Here is a 22,949-nt window from a genome sequence, read left to right on the forward strand (position 1 = left end):
AGGAAATTTACTAGACTATAGTCAAAAAGAACTATTTAAAACTATGAGATTTAAATCAGTAACACAAATTGGTGGAAATGGAAATGAAAATTCATTTAAACAAATTAAAGAAATAGCTTAATATTTTGATTATAAAATATACAGTGTTATAAACAAATTGTATCGCCATTAGACATTGAAACAATTATTCTTTATGATGATTTATTAAGAATAATTAGCCTAAATTTTAAAGGAGTTGAACTTAAAATTTGATTAGAAAAAATCAATTTTAAGACAACTCCTTCTTTTTTGTTCATTATCTATTTTAATTCTTACTTTATTTTAAATTACTATTTTTAATCAGTTCCCAATCTCTTAGCTATAACTTGTTGTGCTATATTAACAGCGTGGTCAGATATTCTTTCTAGATTACTTATTACATCTAAATAAATAACTCCATTTTCTATACTACATAAATTATTATTCAATCTATACATATGATTAGCTCTACAAGATTTCTCCATTATATCAACTTGCTCTTCAATTTTTATAACCTTACAAGCTAAATCTACATCATCAGTTCTCATTGACTCTAAAGCATAAGTATAAGCTGAAACAACTTTATTGTACATAATATCAAGTTCAGCTTGTCCTTCTTCAGAGAAAGAAATATTTGAATCTATTGCAACTTGAGATAATTCAGCTATATTTTTAGCATGGTCACCAATTCTTTCTATATCATTAACTGTATTAAATAAGGTGTCTACAACTTCTCTAGAATTATCATCTAAAGGTGCCTTTGAAAGTTTAAGCAAGTAATTTAAGATAGCTTTTTGTAAATCATTTATTAGTTTTTCACGTCTGTATGTCTTATCTATTTTTTCAGTTGAATGTTCTACTAACGCTTCCATAGATGCATTTAAGCTTTCCTTAGCTTTTTCTCCCATACGAAGTGCTTCTTTTATCGTATTGGCAAGAGCTATGGAAGGAGTTTCTATCATTCTATCATCTATATATTTAATAGTCTTAGCTTCATCTTCATCTGCATCACCAGCTTTATCAGGAACAAGCTTAATGGCTAGTTTTATGATAACCTTTGTAAATGGTAGAAGTATTAAGACGGATATAATATTAAACAATGTGTGTGTATTAGCTATTTGTCTTGCAACATTACTTGGGTCCCAACTTGTAACTAAATTTACAATTGGTTTATTCAACAACAATAAGAATATTACTGTTCCCAAAACATTGAAGATTAAATGCATCATAGCTGCTCTTCGTGCATTTTTATTAGCACCAATACTTGATAGCAATGAAGTTACACATGTACCAATATTTTGACCATAAAGAATTGGTAATGCTGCTGCTAGTGGTATTAAACCTTCTGCTGCTAATGCAACCAACATACCCATAGATGCACTTGAACTCTGTATTATTGCTGTAATACCAAATCCTAATAATAGTCCAAGTAGCGGATAATTACCAAATGTAACAAGTAAATCAGTGAACCCTTGATAGTCCTTTAATGGTTCAACTGCCATTTTCATAAAATCCATACCTGTAAATAATATCCCAAAACCTATAAGTATCTCGGCTATATTTTTTATTCTAGGTTTATTTCCAAATAAATAAAGTATAATACCTATACCTAATGCTACTGGAGCCATTCCAGCTAAATCAAAAGATACTAATTGGGCTGTAACAGTAGTACCTATATTAGCACCCATTATAACCCCTATTGCTTGTTTTAAAGTCATTATGCCTGCATTTACGAAACCAACAACCATTACAGTAGTAGCACTTGAACTTTGTATTACTGCTGTAACTCCTGTACCTACTAAAACTCCCATAAATAGATTACTAGTAAGTAATTTTATTATCTTTTTTAATTTTGTCCCAGCAGATTTTTGCAGACCTTCTCCCATAAGGTTCATACCATATAAGAACAGCCCTAATCCACCCATTAGACTTATTATAATATTCAAATTATTTCCTCCTTGTAAAGAGATTACTATATTTAAAAATTTTATAACCTATTGTATTTTATCAAATTATAGGAGTAGTAATGTTAAATCCATGTTAAATATTAAAAAATCATTAAGTTTATGTTAAATTTTTGTGTTATTAGCATATTTTTGTATTATTTTTTCTGAACATTTTATACCATCTACTGCTGCTGTGACTATTCCACCTGCATATCCAGCACCTTCACCACAGGGATATAAATTTTTAATACTTATTGACTCCAAACTGTTTTCATCTCTTACTATTCTTATTGGTGATGATGACCTAGTTTCTACACCAGTTAAGACTGCATCATGCATTGCAAATCCATTTAATTTTTTATCAAGAGATATAAATGCTTCTCTCATAGTTTCTATTACAAAACTAGGCAAACATTCATTGAGATTTGTAAGCTTGTATCCAGGTTTGTATGATGGTTCAACACTTCCTAAATTTTCAGAAGTCTTATTATTAATAAAATCTCCAACAAGTTGAACTGGCGCATTGTAATTTTTACCACCTAATTCAAAAGCTAATTTCTCATATTTTTGCTGAAAATGAACCCCTGCTAGTGGATTATCACTATCAAAATCTTCTGGAAGTACATTTACTAGAAATGCACTATTAGCATTTGTTTTATCTCTTGCATGTTCACTCATTCCATTTGTAACTATTTCAAAATCATTTGATGCAGATGCTATGACACTGCCTCCTGGACACATACAAAAAGTATATGCTGTTCTTCCATTTGAGACATGCTCTATAAGTCTATAATCAGCAGCTCCTAGTCGAGGGTGATTATAAAATTCCTTATACTGTGCTTTATTTATCAAGTCTTGAGGATGTTCAATTCTAGCTCCTATTGCAAATGGTTTCTGAATTATTTTTACACCTCTTGAATGCAACATCTCATAAGTATCTCTTGCACTATGCCCAACAGCTAATATGACTGCATCTGTATCTATTTTTTCACTATCATTTACAATTACAGATTGTATAGAATTATTTAATACAACTATATCTGTAACTTTTGAATCAAATTTAACTTGTCCACCTAGATTTATTATTTCATTTCTTATATTTTTAACTACACTTTTTAATATATCTGTACCAACATGTGGCTTATGTGAATATAATATTTCATCTGGTGCTCCAAACTGAACTAATTCTTCTAGCACTTTTCTACATCGTATATCTTTTATTCTAGTTGTGAGTTTCCCATCTGAAAAAGTTCCTGCTCCACCTTCTCCAAATTGAACATTTGAATTATTTTTAAACTTTCTAGTCGTCCAAAAATTACTTATGTCCTTAGTTCTACTATCAACATCAAGACCTCTTTCAAGTATAATTGGTTCATAACCCATTTGAGCCAAAATAAGCCCTGCAAATAGACCAGCTGGTCCACTTCCAATTACTAAAGGTCTATTATTCAATTTTTTATGACCCATAGCTACATTCACATATTTTATATCTTTTATTTTTGTTACATCTTTTATTTTTGAGCTTAGTATTTTACTTTCATCTCTAACTTCTACATCTACAGAATAAACAAATTCCATCTTCCCTTTTTTTCTAGCATCTATAGATTCTTTATATATACTATATTTTATTAAGTTTTTTTCTTTTATTCTTAATTTCTTAAGTACAATATCTTTTAATAAAGATATATCTTTATCGATTCCAAGTTTTATATTAGATACCCTTAACATATTGTTTTCCTCTCTTAGATTATAATATAAAAAAGCTAGGGTTACTCCTAGCTTTCTACAAATATAACTTCTATATTCTCTTTTACTAGATTTTCTACCCAAATTTCGTCTAGCACAAATTTCTTTATTTTGTCTACAATAAGTTCTTTATCCAAATCTTTTTTTAGATTTTTTACTAAAACCATTGCTTCAACTGATTTATTCAATCTTTCAACGTATAAAGAATTAACTTTAATTAATATAACCCTTAATTCACATATATATAAATCTTCACTACCTAAAGTGATTTCATCATCGTATTTATATACACTAAATTCATATATGTTTTCATATGGTGTTATATTTTCTATACCAATAAACTCCATTAACTTATCCTCTTTTAGTTATAAGGCCTCTTATAACTTTCATGTTATTAAATACCTTTTCTAAGAAGTTTTCTGCTTCTTCATTATCCAAAAGATTTATTTCAAGATTTTCATTTTCTACAATATTTTTAGATTTGCAGTACTCCTTAGCAACTTCTACTAGTTCATTTTTTCTATCCATAGATAAATCGAACTCTTTATAGTCTATTATTATATATTGTTTAGTATCAGGTGATACACCATTATTATATCCTATTTCTATATGATAAATAACTGCATATATTTCTTCTCCGTCGTATACAGGTACTGCTGGGTTAGATTTTATAAAGTTTGTTGATACAGCAATTGCATTTCCTAAACTAAGACTCATTATTAATACCTCTTTCTACACATTATACATATATTATACTATAGATTCTTTATCTATGACTTAAAGCTTTTTATAATTAATTAAGATATTTTTAAATCTTTGTATCTTTTTCCTAATGTACTAGAGCTTATATCATATTTTTTTGATATTTGCACTTGAGTTATAGGTTGTCCTGCTTCTTTCTTAACATAGTACTCAACAGCAGCTGCCCAACCACTTTCAGCTCCTTTTATATTTTCATGACTTTTCTTATATTCATTCCAGAACTCTATACATGCATCTATATTTTCTTTTTCCACATTTTCTTTAAGAGTATCTAAAACTTTACATTCTACTTCAGCTAATTCACCTTCTAAATTAACTTTTTTATTATCATTTTTATCTCTTTCTCTTTTTAAATATTCGGCTATACTTGGGTCTAAAAGCTGTTGTATATATTTATATAATACATGTGTATGATAAATTAAGAACGTCTTCATATCTTTATATAGGTCTTTATATTGATTAAATAAATTCATAACATCATTTAAAATTATATCTTTAACTTCATTTGATATACTTATAGTTACATCTATTAATATATTAGTTCCTTCAACATCAATTATTCTAGCTATCATACAGCTTCCGATTTTAAAGCTTCTTAGAAGTTTTACATCTTCTGTGTAAAGTTCTTTCCCACTTAAACAATCTCTTAAAACTATTTTTCCTGTAGAAATTTCTTTTACTTCGTAAATGCTTACATAGGATTCAAACAAACTTTTTAATATTGAAATTTCTGATTGACTTAGGTTTGCACCATTCTCTTCAAGAAATCCAACCGTCATGACCTTTTTATTTTCCATTATGTGGTCTTGTATTAAATACGTATTAAAAAATCTTTCGAACTTTTCATTTACAGTATCATTTTGCATTATATAAAACATTTCTTTAGCTTTTTCACATTCATCTTTGAATCTATCCTGTCTTGAATAATCATATAATTTTGAATATAAATCTGTATATTGCTTTTGTGAAAGTTCAGTTTTTCTGCTTGCTCTTTCTGAAACAATATCTTTATTTAAACAACATTTCTTGTATTTTTTGCCACTTCCACAAGGGCATAGCTCATTTCTCCCTAACAATATGACTTCCACTCCCTTATTATTAAATTAAAGTACAATTTGTTATTATACCATTTTTTTATCAATCAATCTATAGTATAAGCAAATATTATCTCAAATTTACTTATATTTTGGTATAATATATTCACTTTAATTAGGATTTCGATAAAATCACTAACAATCCCTCTTACAGAAATGGATTATCGTAAAACTAATTCTTCTATAAAGTTTTATGAACTGATAATAGTTTTTTACTTTATCTATTCTTTTTTGTTATGTGACTCTAATTGTCATTTTACATTCTACAAGATTGTTTTTTTCTTGTTTATATTCGTTTGAAATGTTTTTGGCCTCAAGATTACTTGTTTTTAATTTATTAATTTCTATTTTTTCAATTTTATTATGTAACCTTAAGTTCTTCATTACACCTTCAAGTTTCAACACATTTTCAAGTTCTCCATTAACTTTTACTTCTAAATTAGTTTGTTTTTTACTGTAGTTGTCTAAGCTACTTTCTTGATTGATGTATTCCACATTTACAATATCTCTCAATTCATTTTCTACTAATAATACTATATCTTTATTTGTTTTTTTATCTAAAAATGAGTTATTAAAATTATTTTTTAATTTTGTATTACTATCTAATTCAACATTTTTTACATATCTATCATCTTTGTACCCATTACCTTTAATTTTGTAATTATCTTGTCGTTTTATTTCATTCACTATATTTTGTTTTTCTTTCTTCAAATTAGTTAGGTTCTCTTCTAGAGGTCTGGACATTACATTAACTACTAATACAATAATTAATATTAGCAATATTTTCATCAGATTTTTTTCTCTCTTATTTAATTTCAAAATTAATCACCTGTCTAACTTTTTATTCTAAATTTATAACATTCTCCATCTCTTATAATGCTGTCTATATAGTAATATTTTATGTAATTTATTTTTCTTAAATTATCTAAAATATCTAGATTATCACATACTCCTTCCATCTCCATTTTGTTTTTATCTATAGATATTTTAGTAATGTTATCTGTTCCAACTATTTCATATATTTTTTTAATTTCATCAAGCTTTATTCTAGAAAACTTTTCTTTTGTTTTTTCCAGATTTGGTACAGTATATTTAGATTCATTTATGGGTTTATTGTGACTTATATAATTTTCTAATTCATTTATAGATTTCATATACATAAACATTTTTAATGAAACACATATTAAAATTGATATTATCGTTATTTTATAGATTTTATTATATCGCTTAGTTTCTTTAAATCCATTTAAAAAATTTATTGTTTTATAAGCTTTCATTTAAATAATCATCCCTATACTGCTTATATAAGTTATACTAGTATCTCTTAAACCCTTATCAAAATTATTTTCCACCCTTACTTTATTTTTTAATCTCAATGGATTTACTTCAGCAATTTTTTCTGTATCTTTAAAATACTCCTCTATAAAACAATTTTCTATACCATAATAATAAACATATTTAAATCTACTTATTAATTTTTTTACTGAGTCATAGGATTTTATTTCTTTTGATAATAGATATGTTTCTTCTATTTTTTTATTTTTTGTTATGTTTATAATAAATTGATTTTTTTTGCATTCTATAAACACTCCATCTTCTATAAAATTATCTATTAAATTTAAACTTATAAGTTTTTGTAGTATATCAAAATTTATGTTTATCGCTTTTGGGTTCATATTTAGACTTTCTGAAATGATTTTAATTACTTTGATAATATTTTTAGGAAAAAGAATTACTTGTATATTTAACTTATCCTTACTAGAGTTTATAATTTTATATTTTATTGAATAGTTATTTATATTTATTGGAATATATTGTGTTATCTCAAATTCTATCATGTTTAATATGTCTCTTTTTTTCTTAGTATTCAATATCTCAATATTTCTAATAACTATGTCTTGAGTTTGAATATTAAAGTACAAATTTTTGTATGATTTTTTTATATTATTTATTTCATCTTTTACTAATTTTACTACATTTTCTACATATCCAGTTTTTTCAATCTCATCAATATCACTTTTAATATTAAAGCTAACTTCTTTTATAATAGATTTATCTATAAATATTTTTTTATAGTTTTTTCTTAAAAGTACAACCCTTATATAATCGTCATTTATTTCTAAAGTTAAAAATTTTTTAATTATAACCATCTCCTCCTTAGGTGATAATAGCTTTTAAATTTTACACAGTATATTTGATTTTTACAAAGCCTATACAGTATTTATATAGCCATATTTTAATTATATAAATACTTAATCTTTTATTTATGCATATATTAACTTTAAATAATCAATACCTATTTAAATCATTTAATTATGTTTTGAATTAAACTTAATATATCTACAATTCATTATAATTTAATACTAAAAATATCTTTATAATTTGACACTAAAAACGTATAAAAACAAATATTATCTCGGATAAAATTGTTTTGAGTTTACATTTACACTTATATCTGTACCATTATCACTTATAACAAGTTCAAACTTACCTGATGTACTTTGAGGAACTGGAACTGTACTTAGATAACCTTTTTCTTTAAGTGATTCTACACTTAGAGATTCAACTATATTTTCATCATCATTAATAGCCATACTCGCTGCGGTTACTATATTAGCTGCGTTTGTATAATCAGCATTTATCTTAGCACTTTCTTGGACCTTACCATATTTAACTAATGCTATACTAGATATAACGCCTAAAATTGTTACTACTACAATCATCTCAACAAGTGTAAATCCTTTTCGTTTTTTATTTATCAATTAAATTTTCGCTCCTTTTTAAAAGTTTTATTTAGTAAAATTTATTTTTATATTAGAAACTAGTAATTGCATCAAACATTGGAATAACCATTGATAAAACAAAAACTCCAACAATCAATCCCATGAATACAATTATTACAGGCTCTACAAATTTCATTATCTGCTCTATTTTATTATTTAATTCATTTTCATAAAATCTGTTTATTACATCTAGACTCTTATCGAGTTTTCCACTTTCTTCACCTGTATTTGCCATTGAAACAAATAACTTAGGAAATATATTTGCTAGATTCAAAGACTTACCTATACTATTTCCTTTTTTTATATAATTATTAGAAATCTTTAGTCTTTCATAAATGAATTCATTATCTATGACACTTGCTGACATCTCTATTGCATCCACTATTTGTATCCCACTACTAAGTAAAATAGATAATGCCCTTGAAAATCTAGTTGTAGCTATTAATTGATTAACTCCTTTTAAAAAAGGTATTTTGAACTTAAATAAATTAATTAATTTCTTTAGTTTATTATTCATTATAAAAAAATAAATAGTTACTATTGAAATCAATATAAGACTAAATATTAAATAACCTAGATGATTTGTAACTATTATAGAAATTCCTATTAAAACCTTAGTTATGAAAGGTGGTTCAATTCCATTACTGGCAAAAACCACCTGAAAATTTGGTATCACAAATATAAAGATAAATACTATTGATATTACAGATAATATGATAAGTATTATTGGATAGATTAAAATAGTTATTATTTTTGTTTTTAATTTATATTCTTTATCGTAATAATTAGATAAATCGCTCATTATTATATCTAAGTTTCCGCTGGTTTCACCCGCTTTTATCATACTTATAAAAAATTTAGAAAATGTTCCTGTGATTTGAAATGATTCTGCTATGGAATTCCCATTTTGAATATGATTTGATACTGTATTAAACAAACTTTTTACTTTTTTACTAGATTGTCCTTCAATAACTTGAAATATCTTTGTAATTTCACATCCAGATTCTAGTAAAATACCTATTTCTTTGCAAATTATTCTAAGCTCTTTATCACGAATCTTGTTTAAGAGTAAATGAATCTTGTCTAAATTATAAAATATATTTTTAGATAATTTCATGTATTATAATTCCTTCCAAATTATATTAATTACAATTAAATAATCTCGATATTTTCTAATTTAATATGTTAATTTTATTTTATCTAGATATGATTTACAATCGAGAATTTTTATTAAAATCGATTGTATGAAGTTTGATTACACTGTTTAATTAAATTATTTCGTTTACTACTAAACATTCTTCTAATGTTGTTATTTTTTCATTTATTAGCCTTTGGCAGCTATCTTCTAATGTTATCATTCCATTTTTTTGTGCTACTTCTTTAACAATACTAGAATCCTTCATATCCCTTATACATGTTTTTATATCATCATTGATTTCTAGAATTTCATAAATTGCTGTTCTACCAAAATAACCTTTGTCATTGCATTTTTCACAGCCTACAGCTACTTTAGTATTTACATCTCCACTAAAATCATCTTTTATCATAATCTCATGGCTACAATGATTACAAACCTTTCTAACTAGCTTTTGAGATATTACACCTATAAGAGATGCATTTAAAAGATATGGTGGGATTTGCATTTCCAATAGTCTAGCTATAGAAGATACTGCATCATTAGTATGCAAAGTGCTTATAACTAAATGGCCTGTTATAGCGGCTCTTACTGCTATCTTAGCTGTTTCTGCATCTCTGATTTCTCCAACCATTATTATATCTGGGTCTTGTCTTAATATAGCTTTAAGACCTACATCAAAACTCAATCCTACTTTTGAATTTACTTGTATTTGACTTATTCCATCCATCTTGTATTCTACTGGATTTTCTATAGTCATTATATTTTTGTTTATCCCTCTTAAATCATTTAATAAGGAATATACTGTAGTAGTCTTTCCACTCCCTGTAGGCCCTGTTACTAATAATATTCCAGCTCTTTTACTTATTATATGATTTATAGAATTTATCGCTTCTTCTGAAAATCCAAGTTCTGATTTATCTTTTAAAAAAGTATCTCTATTAAGGATTCTCAAAACAATTTTTTCACCATATACAGTTGGGATTGATGAAACTCTAATGTCAATTAAGCTATCATCTAGCTTTATGTCTACTCTTCCATCTTGAGGAAGTCTTTTTTCTGTTATATCCATTGAAGCTTTTAATTTAACAACTGTAGCTAATGCTGGATAAACATCTATTAAAAATTTTGATATTTCTTTTAACTCTCCATCAACTCTCATTCTAACTATCAAATGCTCTTTAAATGGTTCTATATGTATATCACTTGCGTTCTCTTTTATAGCTTTCTCTATAAGATTTTCAAATAATTTTTTTGCATAATTTTCATCAAGTTCAAAGCTATTGTAATATTTTTCTATCTTCTCACTTATAAGTTCTCTTCTTTCTTTTTTTAATATAATTTCTTTCCCTGTTGCTAGTCTCAAGTCTTGTAGTGCATATATGTCTTCATCTTCTATTTCTACTACTAGATTGTCATCTTGAAATTCCACTGGAAATACATTATATTTTTTTGCAAGTTTTTCTGGTATTAACATTGGTAAACTGCTTTCCTCTAATATAATCTTACTCACCCTTTATATACTTTAATTTATTAGGTATTTTTAGTTTTTTCATAGAGATATTTTCTTCAGCTTTTATACTAACTTTCATTGGATAAGTACTTTGTATACTATCTAAATATTTACTACCTTTATCTACGTAACTAGATAGTTTATCTTTATCACCAATACATTTTATTTCATAGGGTTGTGCCACTGGAACTCCATTTATATTTATATGGCTACCTGCAAGTACAACTTCTGAGTACTGATTAATTCTTTGACCATTTATTTCTATGTATTTTCCTCCATTTGCTTTTAATTCATTTATGACTTTCACAAGGATTTTATTGTAGTCTATGCTATTGGCAATGTTTCCTGTTTTTTCATCTATGGCATCTATACTTAATACTATTCCGCTACCATTTACATCTGAATATGAAAGACTCTCCCTAAGACTTTCTATTTTAGAGATTTCATCAGAATTCTTTTGATTTTTCTTCATTGAATTAATTTCTTTATCTAATTTATCTTTCTCTTTTGCCAGTTCTTTTATAGATTTTCTTGTTATTCTTATTTCTTTTCTTATTGACTTATCCTTACTTGTATAAACTGTTTCTTCATTGCTATAATCTCTAAATATGGTTCCAACAAGCATACCTAAAATAGTACTTGCTAGTATTATAAACACATATTGTTTTTTCATACTGTATTACTCCTTACAAATTTATTTTTATATGATAATTTTCTTTAATTAAATATTAAACATTTACATATGCTTATTATATCAGAGTTATATGTTAAAATTCATCTTTAGTATATAATATCATACATTATACTTATGCCCCTACCCTACTAACATCGAATATATGGGTACATTGGATTTTGCTGTAGAAGAAAAAAATAACTTAAGTCGCCTTAAAAATAGTTTTTTCTATTTCCAATTTTTAAATATAATAAAATTAATGCTTTAGAAAATGTAATTGTAAATATAAATCTATTAAAATCTAAAATAGAAAAAGGAAATGAGTTTTTACTAGTTCATTTCCTTTTTATTTATAAATTAAAATATTTCTCCAATATAATTTAATTATAATAAATCTATATGTATACAAAGTATTAATATTTTACATCTCATTTAATTTTCTTTTTAAGTCTTTAACATATTGTATTTGTATTTTTTTTAAATTCATAAAGAGATAAGATAAAACTTTTATAATAGGATTTTTAACATATATATTTTCTATAAACACTATTTTAGTTTTTTCATTCTCTTCAGAAAATTCACCTTGCCAATTACCATAGAAAAATTTATTTTCCATGTTAAATTTATAAAGCTTATTTTTAGTTTTTTCTGTAACAGTAAATTTTGTACTGTTTCCATCCTTATTGTACTCAATAAAAGTACTTCCATCATCAAATACTTCAATTTTACTTATATCACTTCTCCATTTATAATCACGATTGTCTGTAACTATATTCCAAACTGTTTCCACATCTGCATTAAAATAAGCTGTTATCTCAGATACTCTACATTTTTTCATAAACTCCTCCTATTTTTTATTGGAACCCAAATTTCACTAACATAATTATCTTTATTACTATCTCCTTCAAGGTAAAGTTCAAAATTGAAATCAGCAACTGGTTCATAGCTAGAGCATTGGAAAAACTCACTATATATTTTTACCCATAAGTTTTGAATAGAATTTGGCATGGCACCTGTACACTTAAAAATAGCCCACTTATGAGAAGGTATTTTAAATAAGGTAAATTTATCATTTTTAGGTTTTTCATCCGTCTCAACAGCTGCATAATAATTAAATAATTGTTTGTTTTGTGAAACTGCCATTTCATCTATTCCTAAAATCCCACCTTTTGTAATAGTGTTTTCTTTTACATAAGAAATTAGTTCTCTATACAAACTACTCTTAAACAAGTCTTGCCAAAACCTTGGTATTTGTTTTCTAAATACATCTTCATCTTTCGAAAATTGTTTTTTTAAAGCAATTACTGAAAATTCTCCCTCATCGACAATTTTGTAATCTAAAGTATTTCCTCCATCTAAAGATATTTTTAATGTTATCTTGCTAAATGATTTTAGGCTTAAATTTCCTTTTCTAGCAATAGATGGCGTTATTCCATGAAATCTAACAAAGGCTTTAGTAAAGCTTTCTGCTGTTTCGTAACCATATTTAAAAGCTATGTCTATGATTTTACTATTTGAAGTAGTTAATTCAAGCCCAGCTAGTGTTAATCTTCTATTCCTAATATATTCACCAACAGATATACCTAGTAATACACTAAACATTCGTTGATAATAAAACACTGACATATTTGTATACCTTGCTAAATATTCATAATCTAACTTTTCTAAAATATTTTCTTCAATATAATCAATAGATTGTTGTAATCCATCTAGCCATTTCATTTCATATGTACCCCCATATTTTATAATAAATTCTCTAAATTTTCTTGTCTTTTTGTGCAAAGATTTATCTGTTTAAATTATAGCAAAAAACAGCAGACTGCCATAGCTTTAAAGCCATAGCAGTCTGCTGTTGATTATATATACTAGTTAATATTAATTTTAAACGGACATACTTTATATATTTTCCTCATATTTTGAGATTCTCTTAACTAATTCATCTCTCAATTTTCCTACTTCATCAAATCTCATATTCGGACTATAGTAACTTTCTATAATATCATGTTTTGATTTAGCTCTCTTAAGATTTAAAATTGACCAACAAATTAAGTCATCTAAAACTTTCTCATCAAATTTAATATCTTCTTCGTATTTAAGTAATTTTTCTCTATTTAAAAATTGATTCAAATCAATTGTATCTTCATCTTTAAAAGTACTGCTTATAGTTATTCCTATATCTAAATCAGTTAATAATATAGTTTCAATTTTTTCAGGAATAAGCGGATAGTGATAAACTTCTACATTCAAACCTTTCTCAATTGCTTTTTTGTACACTTTACTCAAAAGTGTAGTTTTCCCAGAGCCTATTTCCCCTGATAAATAATAAACCTTCCCTACATCCTTTAAAATATGTTCTGTATAATCTAAGCATCCTACAGGAGTTATCCCTGAGCCAAATAAATGCTTTTCTTTCTTTAACTTTCCTGTACTATCTACTCCATCAAATAATCTTTTTATGAATTCTTCTGTAACTAAATTTACTTTTCCATAGTCCATACAGTCAGAATATTTTTCCTCCATATCTCTAAAAATTGGCTCTGCTGATTTTAAAAATTTAAATGCTCTTTTAAAAGCATTACTAATATCTTTATCATAGTTTGAAATTTCTTGTCTATTTTTTTCTAACTCCTCTGTATTCCAGTAATCTCCTAAATTAATTATCTCGTCCAAAGCACCTGGGAGTTTAGGGTCTACAGTATGTGGAGCAGTTGCATCCATAAGTACCACGCCTAGTTTCTTTATAACTACACCATCCAACGAACTTGGGTCAGAAGGGCAATGATATAATTCAATATCATATCCTCTATGCAAAAACTCTTTATAAATTTTTTTCATTAGTGAGGATTTTCCTACTCCAGGTCCACCCTTTAAACAAAAAACTCTTTTTACATTTTCCGGAATTATATAGTCAAAAAAAGAATATGAGCCTTGTGATGTGTTTCCACCTGGAAATGCCTTTTTTATCTTTCCTTCCATATTAGCGCCTCCTCATAATTTACCATACCTCTTAATTAAGATATTAATATTATACGAGTTTTGTTACAGCTTTATGCTTTTACTAAATATAAAACTTATCATTCAGCAATGACAATAACTTATTTTACTTAATTTCAATCTATTATTATACTCTAATTTAGGTTTTGTCCAAAAGTATAATAAAACCTTCTATATTGTGGTGTAGCTGTCTGTATTGCTTAAATCTAATTGTCTCGATTGTTATTTTATGTTAAAATAAAATTAAAAAATACATCTGTTTTTCTTCAGAAATGGGTGAAATTCCCTATCGGCGGTAAAAGCCCGCGAGCCTTATGGCAGAATTTGGTCAAATTCCAAAGCCGACAGTAAAATCTGGATGGTAGAAGAAAATAGTATACGAGTACCTTTATGTAATTTTACATGAGTAATCTATACAAATCCTTCAACTACCGCATTTATTCATGAAAATAAACATATTCTAAGGTACCTAAAACATAGGTGCTTTTTTGTTGTTTATTTTGTAACTATACTGTACTTATAAAACAAAATCTACTATGTAAAAGATTGGGGTGTTATCAGTGAAACAAAAATGGATAGTATTAATTATCATCTGTATTGGTGTATTTATGTCTACTCTTGATGGAAGTATACTAAATATCGCAAATCCTACAATTGCTGCCGACTTTAAAATTAATATGTCGCAAATCCAATGGGTAGTTACAGCTTATATGTTGGTTGTAACAGCTACTATGTTGTTTTTTGGGAAACTTGGCGATAAGGTGGGTTCAAATTATCTATATACGTTAGGATTTTTTGTATTTACAATAGGTTCCTTTCTATGTAGTATATCTAATAACCTAACAACATTGATTTTATCAAGAATATTTCAAGCAATTGGAGCAAGTATTTTAATGGCAACTGGACTTGGTATAGTTTCTAATGCATTTCCAGCAAATGAGAAGGGAAAGGCTATAGGAATTACTGGAGCAGTAGTTGGTATAGGGAATATGAGTGGTCCTGTAATTGGTGGAATACTTTTAGAACACTTTGGATGGCCTTCTATCTTCATAATCAATATACCTATTGGTATTATAGCAGTCTTTCTTGGAATAAAATTTCTACCAAAACCTATTTTAGATGAACAAAACAAAAGTTTCGATATTCCAGGACTTCTATTATTTGCATCTTGTACCACACTTATCTTACTTGCAATGAATGGAGAAGGAAATACAAAATGGTATCTAGGAATAGTAGCAATTATAGCATTTTTAATGTTGGTATTAAGAGAAGTAAAATTTGAACAAAGTTTTATTGATTTACCTTTGTTTAAAAATAGAAATTTCACTATAGGCAATATTATTGGAATAGCTTGTTATTTTCCTCAAATGGCAGTATCTTTTCTACTTCCTTTTTATCTAGAACAACTAAAAAATTTATCTCCTATTATGGCTGGTTCTGTCATGACTGTTCATCCACTTATTATGGTACTTATAGCACCTATTTCCGGTTCTCTTTCTGACAAACATGGTGCAAAAAATATTCTGACTGTATCTTTTTCATTTATGACTATTGCTCTGGTTGGAATGGCACTTTTAAAAGCTGATTCTCCATTATATCTTTTGATTCTATGCTTAATTATTTTTGGCTTTGGATTAGGTTCTTTTAGTTCACCAAACAATAGTAGTATCTTGGCAGACGTTCCTCCTCAAAAACAAGGATATGGGGGAAGTTTTCTTGCAACTGTTCGTAATTTGTCATTTGCTCTTGGAACAGCCTTTTTCAGTAGTTTCTTTGCACAAAGACTTACATATCATCAAAAGTCTACAAGTCATACACTAGCTTATGTTGCGGCTAGTAATCAATCTTACTGGATTGCAGCATCAGTATGCTTTATAGGACTCATACTTACCGTTTGCTTTATGAGAAAGACAGAAAAATCTACTTCTTAGTCAAAATTCATTACTAATTATATAAGTCAGTAAATCTTTAAACAAACTAATTTACACTAATTTTATTAATTTTATTAATTTCTAACAATAATTACCGATATTTATTGCTTATAAACAACAAGGATGCCACAAAATTTCCCTTAAAAACATTTTGAGGCATCCTTTATTTGATTTTAATATATATAAACACTTAAAATTAATCTACTGTTATTTCATATCCATGTTGATTGTATTGACTTACAATTTCTTCCCAAAGTTCTTCAACACCAGTCTTTTTTAGTGAAGAAACAGGAATTACTTTTTCACTACTCTCCATTTGCAATTTCTTTCTTATAATACTTATATGCTTTTGATATTGTCCTCTAGATATTTTGTCTGCCTTAGTTGCAATAACTACACAGTTATATCCAAAATGTTTTATCCATTCGTACATAAGTTTATCGTCTGCTGTAGGTTCATGTCTAATATCTACAAGTAGGAATATAGAACATAATTCTTGTCTACTTTCTAGATATCGTTCCATTATACCTCCCCATTTTTCTTTTTCAGATTTGGCTATTTTAGCATACCCATATCCTGGAAGGTCTACAAAATAAAATTCGTTATTTATAAGATAAAAATTTATAGTTCTAGTTTTTCCTGGTGTTTGACTAGTTCTAGCAAAGTTTCTTCTATTAAGTAATGTATTTATTATTGATGATTTTCCAACATTTGACCTACCAGCCAGAGCTATCTCTGGGATACCTTCTGCTGGATACTGTGATTTATTCACAGCACTCATAGTTATCTCTGAACTTCTAATTTTCATTTTTTTCACCACTCTTTAATAAAGCTTGTTCTAATACTTCATCCATATGCTCTACAAGTACAAACTCCATCTTTTCTTTTACATTTTCTGGTATCTCATCTAAATCAGCTTCACACTCTTTAGGAATTAGAACTTTTGTTATGCCAGCTCTATGAGCTGCTAATAGTTTTTCCTTAACTCCTCCTACAGCTAACACTCTACCTCTTAAAGTTATTTCTCCTGTCATAGCTATATTACCTGGTACAGGTCTCTTAGTAAGTGCTGAAATCACTGCAAGTGCCATAGTTATACCAGCTGATGGTCCATCTTTTGGAACAGCACCTTCTGGGATGTGTATATGAATATCATTAGTTTTATAAAAATCAGGGTCTATATCAAACTTGTCCACTATTGATCTTATATAAGAAATACCTGTCTTAGCAGATTCTTTCATAACATCTCCTAGTTTTCCAGTTAATACAATTTCACCCTTTCCTTTAAGCACATTTACCTCTACTTCAAGGGTAACTCCACCAACTGCTGTCCATGCAAGTCCATTTACAAGCCCTATTTGAGGATTAAGCTCTGCAAGTTGGTATTTAAACATATCTTTTCCAAGATATTTTTCTAAGTCAGACTTATTTACAACAACTTCTTCAAGTGTTGGGTCCTCAACATATTTTTTGGCAATTTTTCTACAAACTTTACCAATAGTTCTTTCTAATGTTCTTACTCCAGCTTCTCTTGTATAATGATTTATTATGCTTCTTAAAGTTTCATCATCCATTTTTACAAAATTCTCTTTTAAAGCATGCTCTTTAATTTGTTTTGGAAGTAAGTATTGTTTTGCTATATTTAACTTTTCTTCTTCTATATATCCAGATACTTCTATTACTTCCATTCTATCCAATAATGGTCTTGGAATATTGCTTAAACTGTTTGCTGTTGTAACAAATAGTATCTTTGATAAATCAAAAGGTATTTCTAAATAGTGGTCCACAAAATCCTTATTTTGCTCTGGGTCCAATACTTCCAGCATAGCTGAAGCTGGGTCACCTTTATAATCTGCTGCCATTTTATCTATCTCATCAAATAAAAACACAGGATTTTTAGTCTGAGCTTCTTTGACTCCATTAATTATTCTTCCTGGAATAGAACCTACATAAGTCCTTCTGTGTCCTCTTATTTCGGCTTCATCTCTAACGCCACCTAAAGATATTCTTACAAATTTTCTATTTAATGCTCTTGCTATTGATTTGACTATAGATGTTTTCCCTGTCCCTGGAGGTCCAACTAGACATATTATAGGACCTTTAAGTGATTTAGCAAGAGTTCTTATGGCTAAATACTCTAATATTCTTTCTTTAACCTTCTCCAGCCCGTAATGGTCCTCATCTAGTATAGCTTGTGCTTTAACTATATCTAGTTTATCCTTTGTTTCTTTATTCCATGGTAATGAGAATATAGTATCCAAATAATTTCTACTTACAGATACATCTGGAGACATTGAAGATATCTTTGAAAATTTATCAATTTCTTTTTCTATTTTCTCTTTAGTAGTTTTAGGTGCTTTTATTTTTTTAAGCTTTTCTCTATACTCATCTGCTTCAGAATTTATATCTTCTTCCTCACCTAATTCCTTTTGTATAGCTTTTAATTGCTCTCTAAGATAGTATTCTTTTTGAACTTTATTCATTTGTTTTTTAACTCTTAAAGTTATCTTTTTTTCTATTTTTAATATATCTATCTCTTCTAGTAATATAGAATATATAAGTTCAAGTCTTTTCTTAATATCAAATTCTTCTAATATTTCTTGTTTCTGACTTGATTTTAGATAAATATTTGCAGCTATTGTATCTATAAATCTATCTACATCTTCTATATCAGCTAAAGATATCAATATTTCTGGTGATACTCTATTTCCAATATTTATATACTCTTCAAAAGCATCAAATACATTTCTTACAAATGCTTCAATTTCAACTTCTGTTTCACTATCTAAATTATCACTATCAAAAACAATTTCTTCTATTACTGCTCTAAAGTATCCTTCTTCTTGCTCTATTTTTTTAACTCTACCTCTTGATACACCCTCAACCAAAACACGAACTGTATCTCCTGGTAATTTTATCATTTGTTTAACTTTACAAATTGTTCCTACATGATAAAAATCCTCTTCACCTGGTTCATCAACATCTGCTTCTTTTTGAGATGTTAAAAATATAAGTTCTTCATCCATCATAGCTTGGTCTAAAGCTTTAAGAGATATTTCTCTTCCTATATCAAAATTTAATATCATATATGGAAATATTGCTAATCCCCTCAAAGGGATTAATGGTAATTCATGATCTATTTTAGTATAATTTTGTTCCATCAACATTACTCCTTTTCTAGTTTAATTATTTTGCATTTTATATTATATATTTGCACATGTTAATTTTCAACATTAACAATAACTTCTTGGCATATTATATTATTATTTTATTATGATATAATATTAATGTTAGTATACTTAGATGTTATTTATCATTTGGAGGTTTCTATTATGTTGAAATTGTTTTTAACCTTTTTAAAAATTGGTGCGTTTACATTTGGTGGTGGATACGCTATGGTTCCTCTTATACAAGATGAACTTGTAAACAAACAAAAACTTTTAGAGCAGGAAGAATTTATCGATTATCTATCCATAGCTCAAAGTTATCCTGGAGTACTAGCAATTAATATATCTGTATTATTAGGATATAAGCTTTATGGTATACCAGGAGTTCTTATATGTACCCTAGGCTCTGCTCTACCGTCATTTTGTATAGTCTTAGTATTGTCATATTTATACTTTAAAAATTCCTCATCTAAAATTCTAGATGGATTTTTTAAAGGAGTTGCGCCTGTAGTAATAGCTCTTATATTGTATTCTTTTACAAGCATGTTTAAGAAACTGCCAAAGTCTAAAACTAACATACTACTATTAATTATAGCAGTTTTATCTGTTGGTGTATTCAATATAAGTCCTATTTATTTAATAATTGGAGGAGGTGTATATAGTCTATGTCAGAAATAACACTACTCTTCTTAATATTCCTTAAAATAGGAGCCTTTAGTTTTGGTGGTGGTTATGCTATGCTACCATTTATTCAACAAGAATTTATATCTAAATACCACCTTATAACTAATCAAGAGTTCTTAGATTTACTTGCTATATCACAATCTACGCCAGGTCCTGTAGCAATAAATAGTGCTACATTTGTTGGATTTAAGACTGCTGGTTTTTTTGGTTCTTTATCTGCAACTATCGGTGTTACAGTATTTGCATTAGTAGGTTTAACCATTATATCAAAGTTATTTGCTAAGTTCAAAAATAATAAAAAGGTAGAGAATTTATTAATGGTACTTAGACCAATTACTCTAGGTTTCATACTGTCAGCCGCTTTTTCATCTGCAAAAGAAGTTAATTGGGACTTATATGGAATAATCGCATTTGCAGCATCATTCTATCTTCTATATAAGGGAAAAATTGGCTCTATTGCAATTGTATTCGTCTTTGGTATTATAGGTATTCTACTCACATTTTTATCATAATAATACCTAATTTCATATTAGCATAAAAAAAGGAGCCTTTTAAAGCTCCTTTTCATCATCTTATGCACTTTCCTCTTGATCCTTAAGTACTATGATAGGATTTACTGAGTCTTCGTTCACAGATTTCTCTGTTACTATAACCTTCTTTATATTATCTCTAGATGGTACTTCAAACATAGTTTCCATCATTACACTTTCAACTATACTTCTAAGTCCTCTAGCTCCTGTATTTCTTTCTATAGCCTTTTTAGCTATTGCACGAAGAGCATCATCTTCAAATTCTAGTTCAACATCATCTAACTCTAATAATTTCTTATATTGTTTTACTAGAGCATTTTTAGGTTGTTGTAGTATTTGCATTAGTGCATCTTCATCCAGCAATTCTAAAGTAGCTAAAACTGGTATTCTTCCTATAAATTCAGGTATTATACCATACTTTAATAAATCCTCTGGAAGTACTTTTTCATATAACTTCCCTAAATCTAATTCTTTTTTACTTTCTATCTTAGCTCCAAATCCTAGTGTCTTATCTCCACCACGTTTTTGGATTATCTTTTCTAGCCCATCAAAAGCTCCACCTAATATAAATAATACATTTGTAGTATCTATCTTTAAAAATTCTTGATGAGGATGTTTTCTTCCTCCTTGTGGTGGGACATTTGCAACAGTACCTTCTAATATTTTTAAAAGAGCTTGTTGAACACCCTCTCCACTAACATCTCTAGTTATAGATGGATTTTCAGATTTTCTTGCAATCTTATCTATCTCATCTATATATATTATACCTCTTTCAGCTTTTTCTATATCAAAATCAGCAGCTTGAATAAGTTTTAAAAGTATATTTTCAACATCTTCTCCAACATATCCAGCCTCAGTTAGTGATGTAGCATCTGCCATTGCAAAAGGTACATTTAAAGTTCTAGCTAAAGTCTGTGCTAATAATGTCTTACCAGAACCTGTAGGCCCTAATAAAAGTATATTACTCTTTTGGATTTCTATATCCTTGCTACTAGACTTTTTACTATATATTCTCTTGTAATGATTGTAAACTGCAACTGATAAAGCTTTTTTAGCTTTTTCTTGACCTATTACATAATCATTTAAGATATTCATCATTTCTTTTGGTTTTGGTAAAGATGTAGTATCTTCATCTATAGTATCTTCTATTTCTTCTTGAATAATTTCGTCACAAAGTTCAACACACTCATCACAAATGTATACATTTGGACCTGCAATTAATCTTCTTACTTGATCTTGATTTTTACCGCAGAATGAACACTTTAATTGTCGTTTCTCTTCGTATTTAGACATATTAACACCTCTCTCTATCTACGGTCTCTTTGTAAATACTTCATCTATTAAGCCATATTCCTTAGCTTCTGATGCACTCATGAAGTTATCACGTTCAGTATCCATTTTGATTTTCTCTAATGGCTGACCAGTTCTTTCAGATAATATTTCATTTAAAGTTTCTTTTATTTTTAAAATTCTCTTTGCGTGAATTTCTATATCTGTTGCTTGACCTTGAGCTCCACCTAGTGGTTGATGTATCATTATCTCACTATTTGGTAGTGCTAGTCTTTTTCCTTTTGCTCCTGCTGCCAACAAGAATGCTCCCATAGAAGCAGCCATACCTATACATATAGTACTTACATCTGGTTTGATGTATTGCATAGTATCATATATAGCCATTCCAGAAGTTATACTTCCTCCTGGAGAATTTATATATAAATGTATATCTTTGTCTGGGTCTTCAGCTTCTAAGAATAATAGCTGTGCTACTATAAGCCCTGCTGTGGCATCATTAACTTGATCTCCTAAGAAGATTATTCTGTCCTTTAATAGTCTAGAGAAGATGTCATAAGATCTTTCTCCTCTTCCTGTTTGTTCAACAACTACAGGTACTAATGCCATGGTTTCATACCCCCTTTATTCTATATAATTTACAGTAGCTTTTTTAAGCTACTGTAAATTATTTTACGCATTTAACT

The 22,949-nt window shown here is 27.9% G+C and carries 22 protein-coding genes and 1 riboswitch; of the genes, 3 read left to right on the forward strand and 19 right to left on the reverse strand.

Annotated features, from left to right (window positions below; translation table 11 throughout):
* Nucleotides 1-335: 335 nt before the first annotated feature.
* From IC219_RS19440 to IC219_RS19510, 15 genes are all read right to left on the reverse strand, one after another.
* On the reverse strand, nt 336-1,964 hold the full coding sequence (locus IC219_RS19440) for a Na/Pi cotransporter family protein (protein ID WP_227435832.1): 1,629 nt from the start codon (nt 1,962-1,964) through the stop codon (nt 336-338).
* 123 nt (nt 1,965-2,087) lie between these two features.
* A complete protein-coding gene (locus IC219_RS19445) occupies nt 2,088-3,692 on the reverse strand; it encodes an FAD-dependent protein (protein ID WP_227831914.1) in 1,605 nt (534 codons plus the stop codon).
* Between the two features lie 47 nt (nt 3,693-3,739).
* The gene (locus IC219_RS19450; protein ID WP_227435827.1) at nt 3,740-4,057 is read right to left on the reverse strand and encodes a hypothetical protein; all 318 of its coding nucleotides are present in this window, start codon (nt 4,055-4,057) and stop codon (nt 3,740-3,742) included.
* Nucleotides 4,058-4,061: 4 nt separating this feature from the next.
* A complete protein-coding gene (locus IC219_RS19455; RefSeq protein ID WP_227435824.1) occupies nt 4,062-4,427 on the reverse strand; it encodes a hypothetical protein in 366 nt (121 codons plus the stop codon).
* 80 nt (nt 4,428-4,507) lie between these two features.
* A complete protein-coding gene (locus IC219_RS19460) occupies nt 4,508-5,548 on the reverse strand; it encodes a YecA family protein (protein ID WP_227435821.1) in 1,041 nt (346 codons plus the stop codon).
* A gap of 252 nt (nt 5,549-5,800) precedes the next feature.
* Entirely contained in the window at nt 5,801-6,385 is a 585-nt protein-coding gene (locus IC219_RS19465; protein WP_227481851.1) for a hypothetical protein, read from the reverse strand.
* A gap of 14 nt (nt 6,386-6,399) precedes the next feature.
* Nucleotides 6,400-6,843 carry a hypothetical protein gene (locus IC219_RS19470; protein ID WP_227824498.1) on the reverse strand — a complete coding sequence of 148 codons (444 nt, stop codon included), beginning with the start codon at nt 6,841-6,843 and terminating at the stop codon, nt 6,400-6,402.
* Nucleotides 6,844-7,716, reverse strand: coding sequence for a pilus assembly protein PilM (locus IC219_RS19475; protein WP_227435807.1), 873 nt, complete (start codon nt 7,714-7,716; stop codon nt 6,844-6,846).
* 261 nt (nt 7,717-7,977) lie between these two features.
* The gene (locus tag IC219_RS19480; RefSeq protein ID WP_227435800.1) at nt 7,978-8,328 is read right to left on the reverse strand and encodes a type II secretion system protein; all 351 of its coding nucleotides are present in this window, start codon (nt 8,326-8,328) and stop codon (nt 7,978-7,980) included.
* A 52-nt stretch (nt 8,329-8,380) separates the two neighbouring features.
* Nucleotides 8,381-9,466: a type II secretion system F family protein gene (locus IC219_RS19485; protein WP_227831915.1), complete on the reverse strand. Its 1,086-nt coding sequence runs from the start codon at nt 9,464-9,466 to the stop codon at nt 8,381-8,383.
* A 151-nt stretch (nt 9,467-9,617) separates the two neighbouring features.
* Entirely contained in the window at nt 9,618-10,961 is a 1,344-nt protein-coding gene (locus IC219_RS19490) for a GspE/PulE family protein (protein ID WP_227831916.1), read from the reverse strand.
* A gap of 28 nt (nt 10,962-10,989) precedes the next feature.
* A complete protein-coding gene (locus tag IC219_RS19495) occupies nt 10,990-11,670 on the reverse strand; it encodes a DUF881 domain-containing protein (protein WP_227435794.1) in 681 nt (226 codons plus the stop codon).
* A 421-nt stretch (nt 11,671-12,091) separates the two neighbouring features.
* The gene (locus IC219_RS19500) at nt 12,092-12,508 is read right to left on the reverse strand and encodes an SRPBCC family protein (protein ID WP_227831917.1); all 417 of its coding nucleotides are present in this window, start codon (nt 12,506-12,508) and stop codon (nt 12,092-12,094) included.
* Nucleotides 12,505-13,392 carry an AraC family transcriptional regulator gene (locus IC219_RS19505; protein ID WP_227831918.1) on the reverse strand — a complete coding sequence of 296 codons (888 nt, stop codon included), beginning with the start codon at nt 13,390-13,392 and terminating at the stop codon, nt 12,505-12,507. The genes IC219_RS19500 and IC219_RS19505 overlap by 4 nt, the downstream gene beginning before the upstream one ends.
* 174 nt (nt 13,393-13,566) lie before the next feature.
* Nucleotides 13,567-14,646 carry an ATP-binding protein gene (locus IC219_RS19510; protein ID WP_227831919.1) on the reverse strand — a complete coding sequence of 360 codons (1,080 nt, stop codon included), beginning with the start codon at nt 14,644-14,646 and terminating at the stop codon, nt 13,567-13,569.
* Between the two features lie 276 nt (nt 14,647-14,922).
* A riboswitch (FMN riboswitch) is annotated at nt 14,923-15,038 on the forward strand.
* A gap of 186 nt (nt 15,039-15,224) precedes the next feature.
* Between IC219_RS19510 and IC219_RS19515 the strand changes: the two genes are divergently transcribed.
* A complete protein-coding gene (locus IC219_RS19515; protein ID WP_227831920.1) occupies nt 15,225-16,595 on the forward strand; it encodes an MFS transporter in 1,371 nt (456 codons plus the stop codon).
* Nucleotides 16,596-16,791: 196 nt separating this feature from the next.
* Here the strand turns inward: IC219_RS19515 and yihA are convergent, their stop codons facing one another.
* Together yihA and lon are read right to left on the reverse strand one after the other, a co-directional pair.
* Complete coding sequence (gene yihA, locus IC219_RS19520; RefSeq protein ID WP_227435760.1) at nt 16,792-17,403, reverse strand: ribosome biogenesis GTP-binding protein YihA/YsxC; 612 nt, start codon at nt 17,401-17,403, stop codon at nt 16,792-16,794.
* Complete coding sequence (lon, locus tag IC219_RS19525; RefSeq protein ID WP_227435758.1) at nt 17,393-19,756, reverse strand: endopeptidase La; 2,364 nt, start codon at nt 19,754-19,756, stop codon at nt 17,393-17,395. The genes yihA and lon overlap by 11 nt, the downstream gene beginning before the upstream one ends.
* A gap of 171 nt (nt 19,757-19,927) precedes the next feature.
* Between lon and IC219_RS19530 the strand changes: the two genes are divergently transcribed.
* The gene (locus tag IC219_RS19530; RefSeq protein WP_227435756.1) at nt 19,928-20,440 is read left to right on the forward strand and encodes a chromate transporter; all 513 of its coding nucleotides are present in this window, start codon (nt 19,928-19,930) and stop codon (nt 20,438-20,440) included.
* On the forward strand, nt 20,428-20,958 hold the full coding sequence (locus tag IC219_RS19535; RefSeq protein WP_227435754.1) for a chromate transporter: 531 nt from the start codon (nt 20,428-20,430) through the stop codon (nt 20,956-20,958). Before IC219_RS19530 ends, IC219_RS19535 begins: the two co-directional genes overlap by 13 nt.
* A 60-nt stretch (nt 20,959-21,018) precedes the next feature.
* Here IC219_RS19535 and clpX read toward each other — a convergent pair whose 3' ends face one another.
* The gene (gene clpX / locus IC219_RS19540; RefSeq protein WP_227435752.1) at nt 21,019-22,269 is read right to left on the reverse strand and encodes an ATP-dependent Clp protease ATP-binding subunit ClpX; all 1,251 of its coding nucleotides are present in this window, start codon (nt 22,267-22,269) and stop codon (nt 21,019-21,021) included.
* A gap of 18 nt (nt 22,270-22,287) precedes the next feature.
* On the reverse strand, nt 22,288-22,872 hold the full coding sequence (gene clpP / locus IC219_RS19545; RefSeq protein ID WP_227435751.1) for an ATP-dependent Clp endopeptidase proteolytic subunit ClpP: 585 nt from the start codon (nt 22,870-22,872) through the stop codon (nt 22,288-22,290).
* Nucleotides 22,873-22,949 lie beyond the last annotated feature (77 nt).

The sequence above is a fragment of the Clostridioides sp. ES-W-0018-02 genome, from assembly GCF_020658175.1.
Taxonomy (GTDB): Bacteria; Bacillota; Clostridia; order Peptostreptococcales; family Peptostreptococcaceae; genus Clostridioides.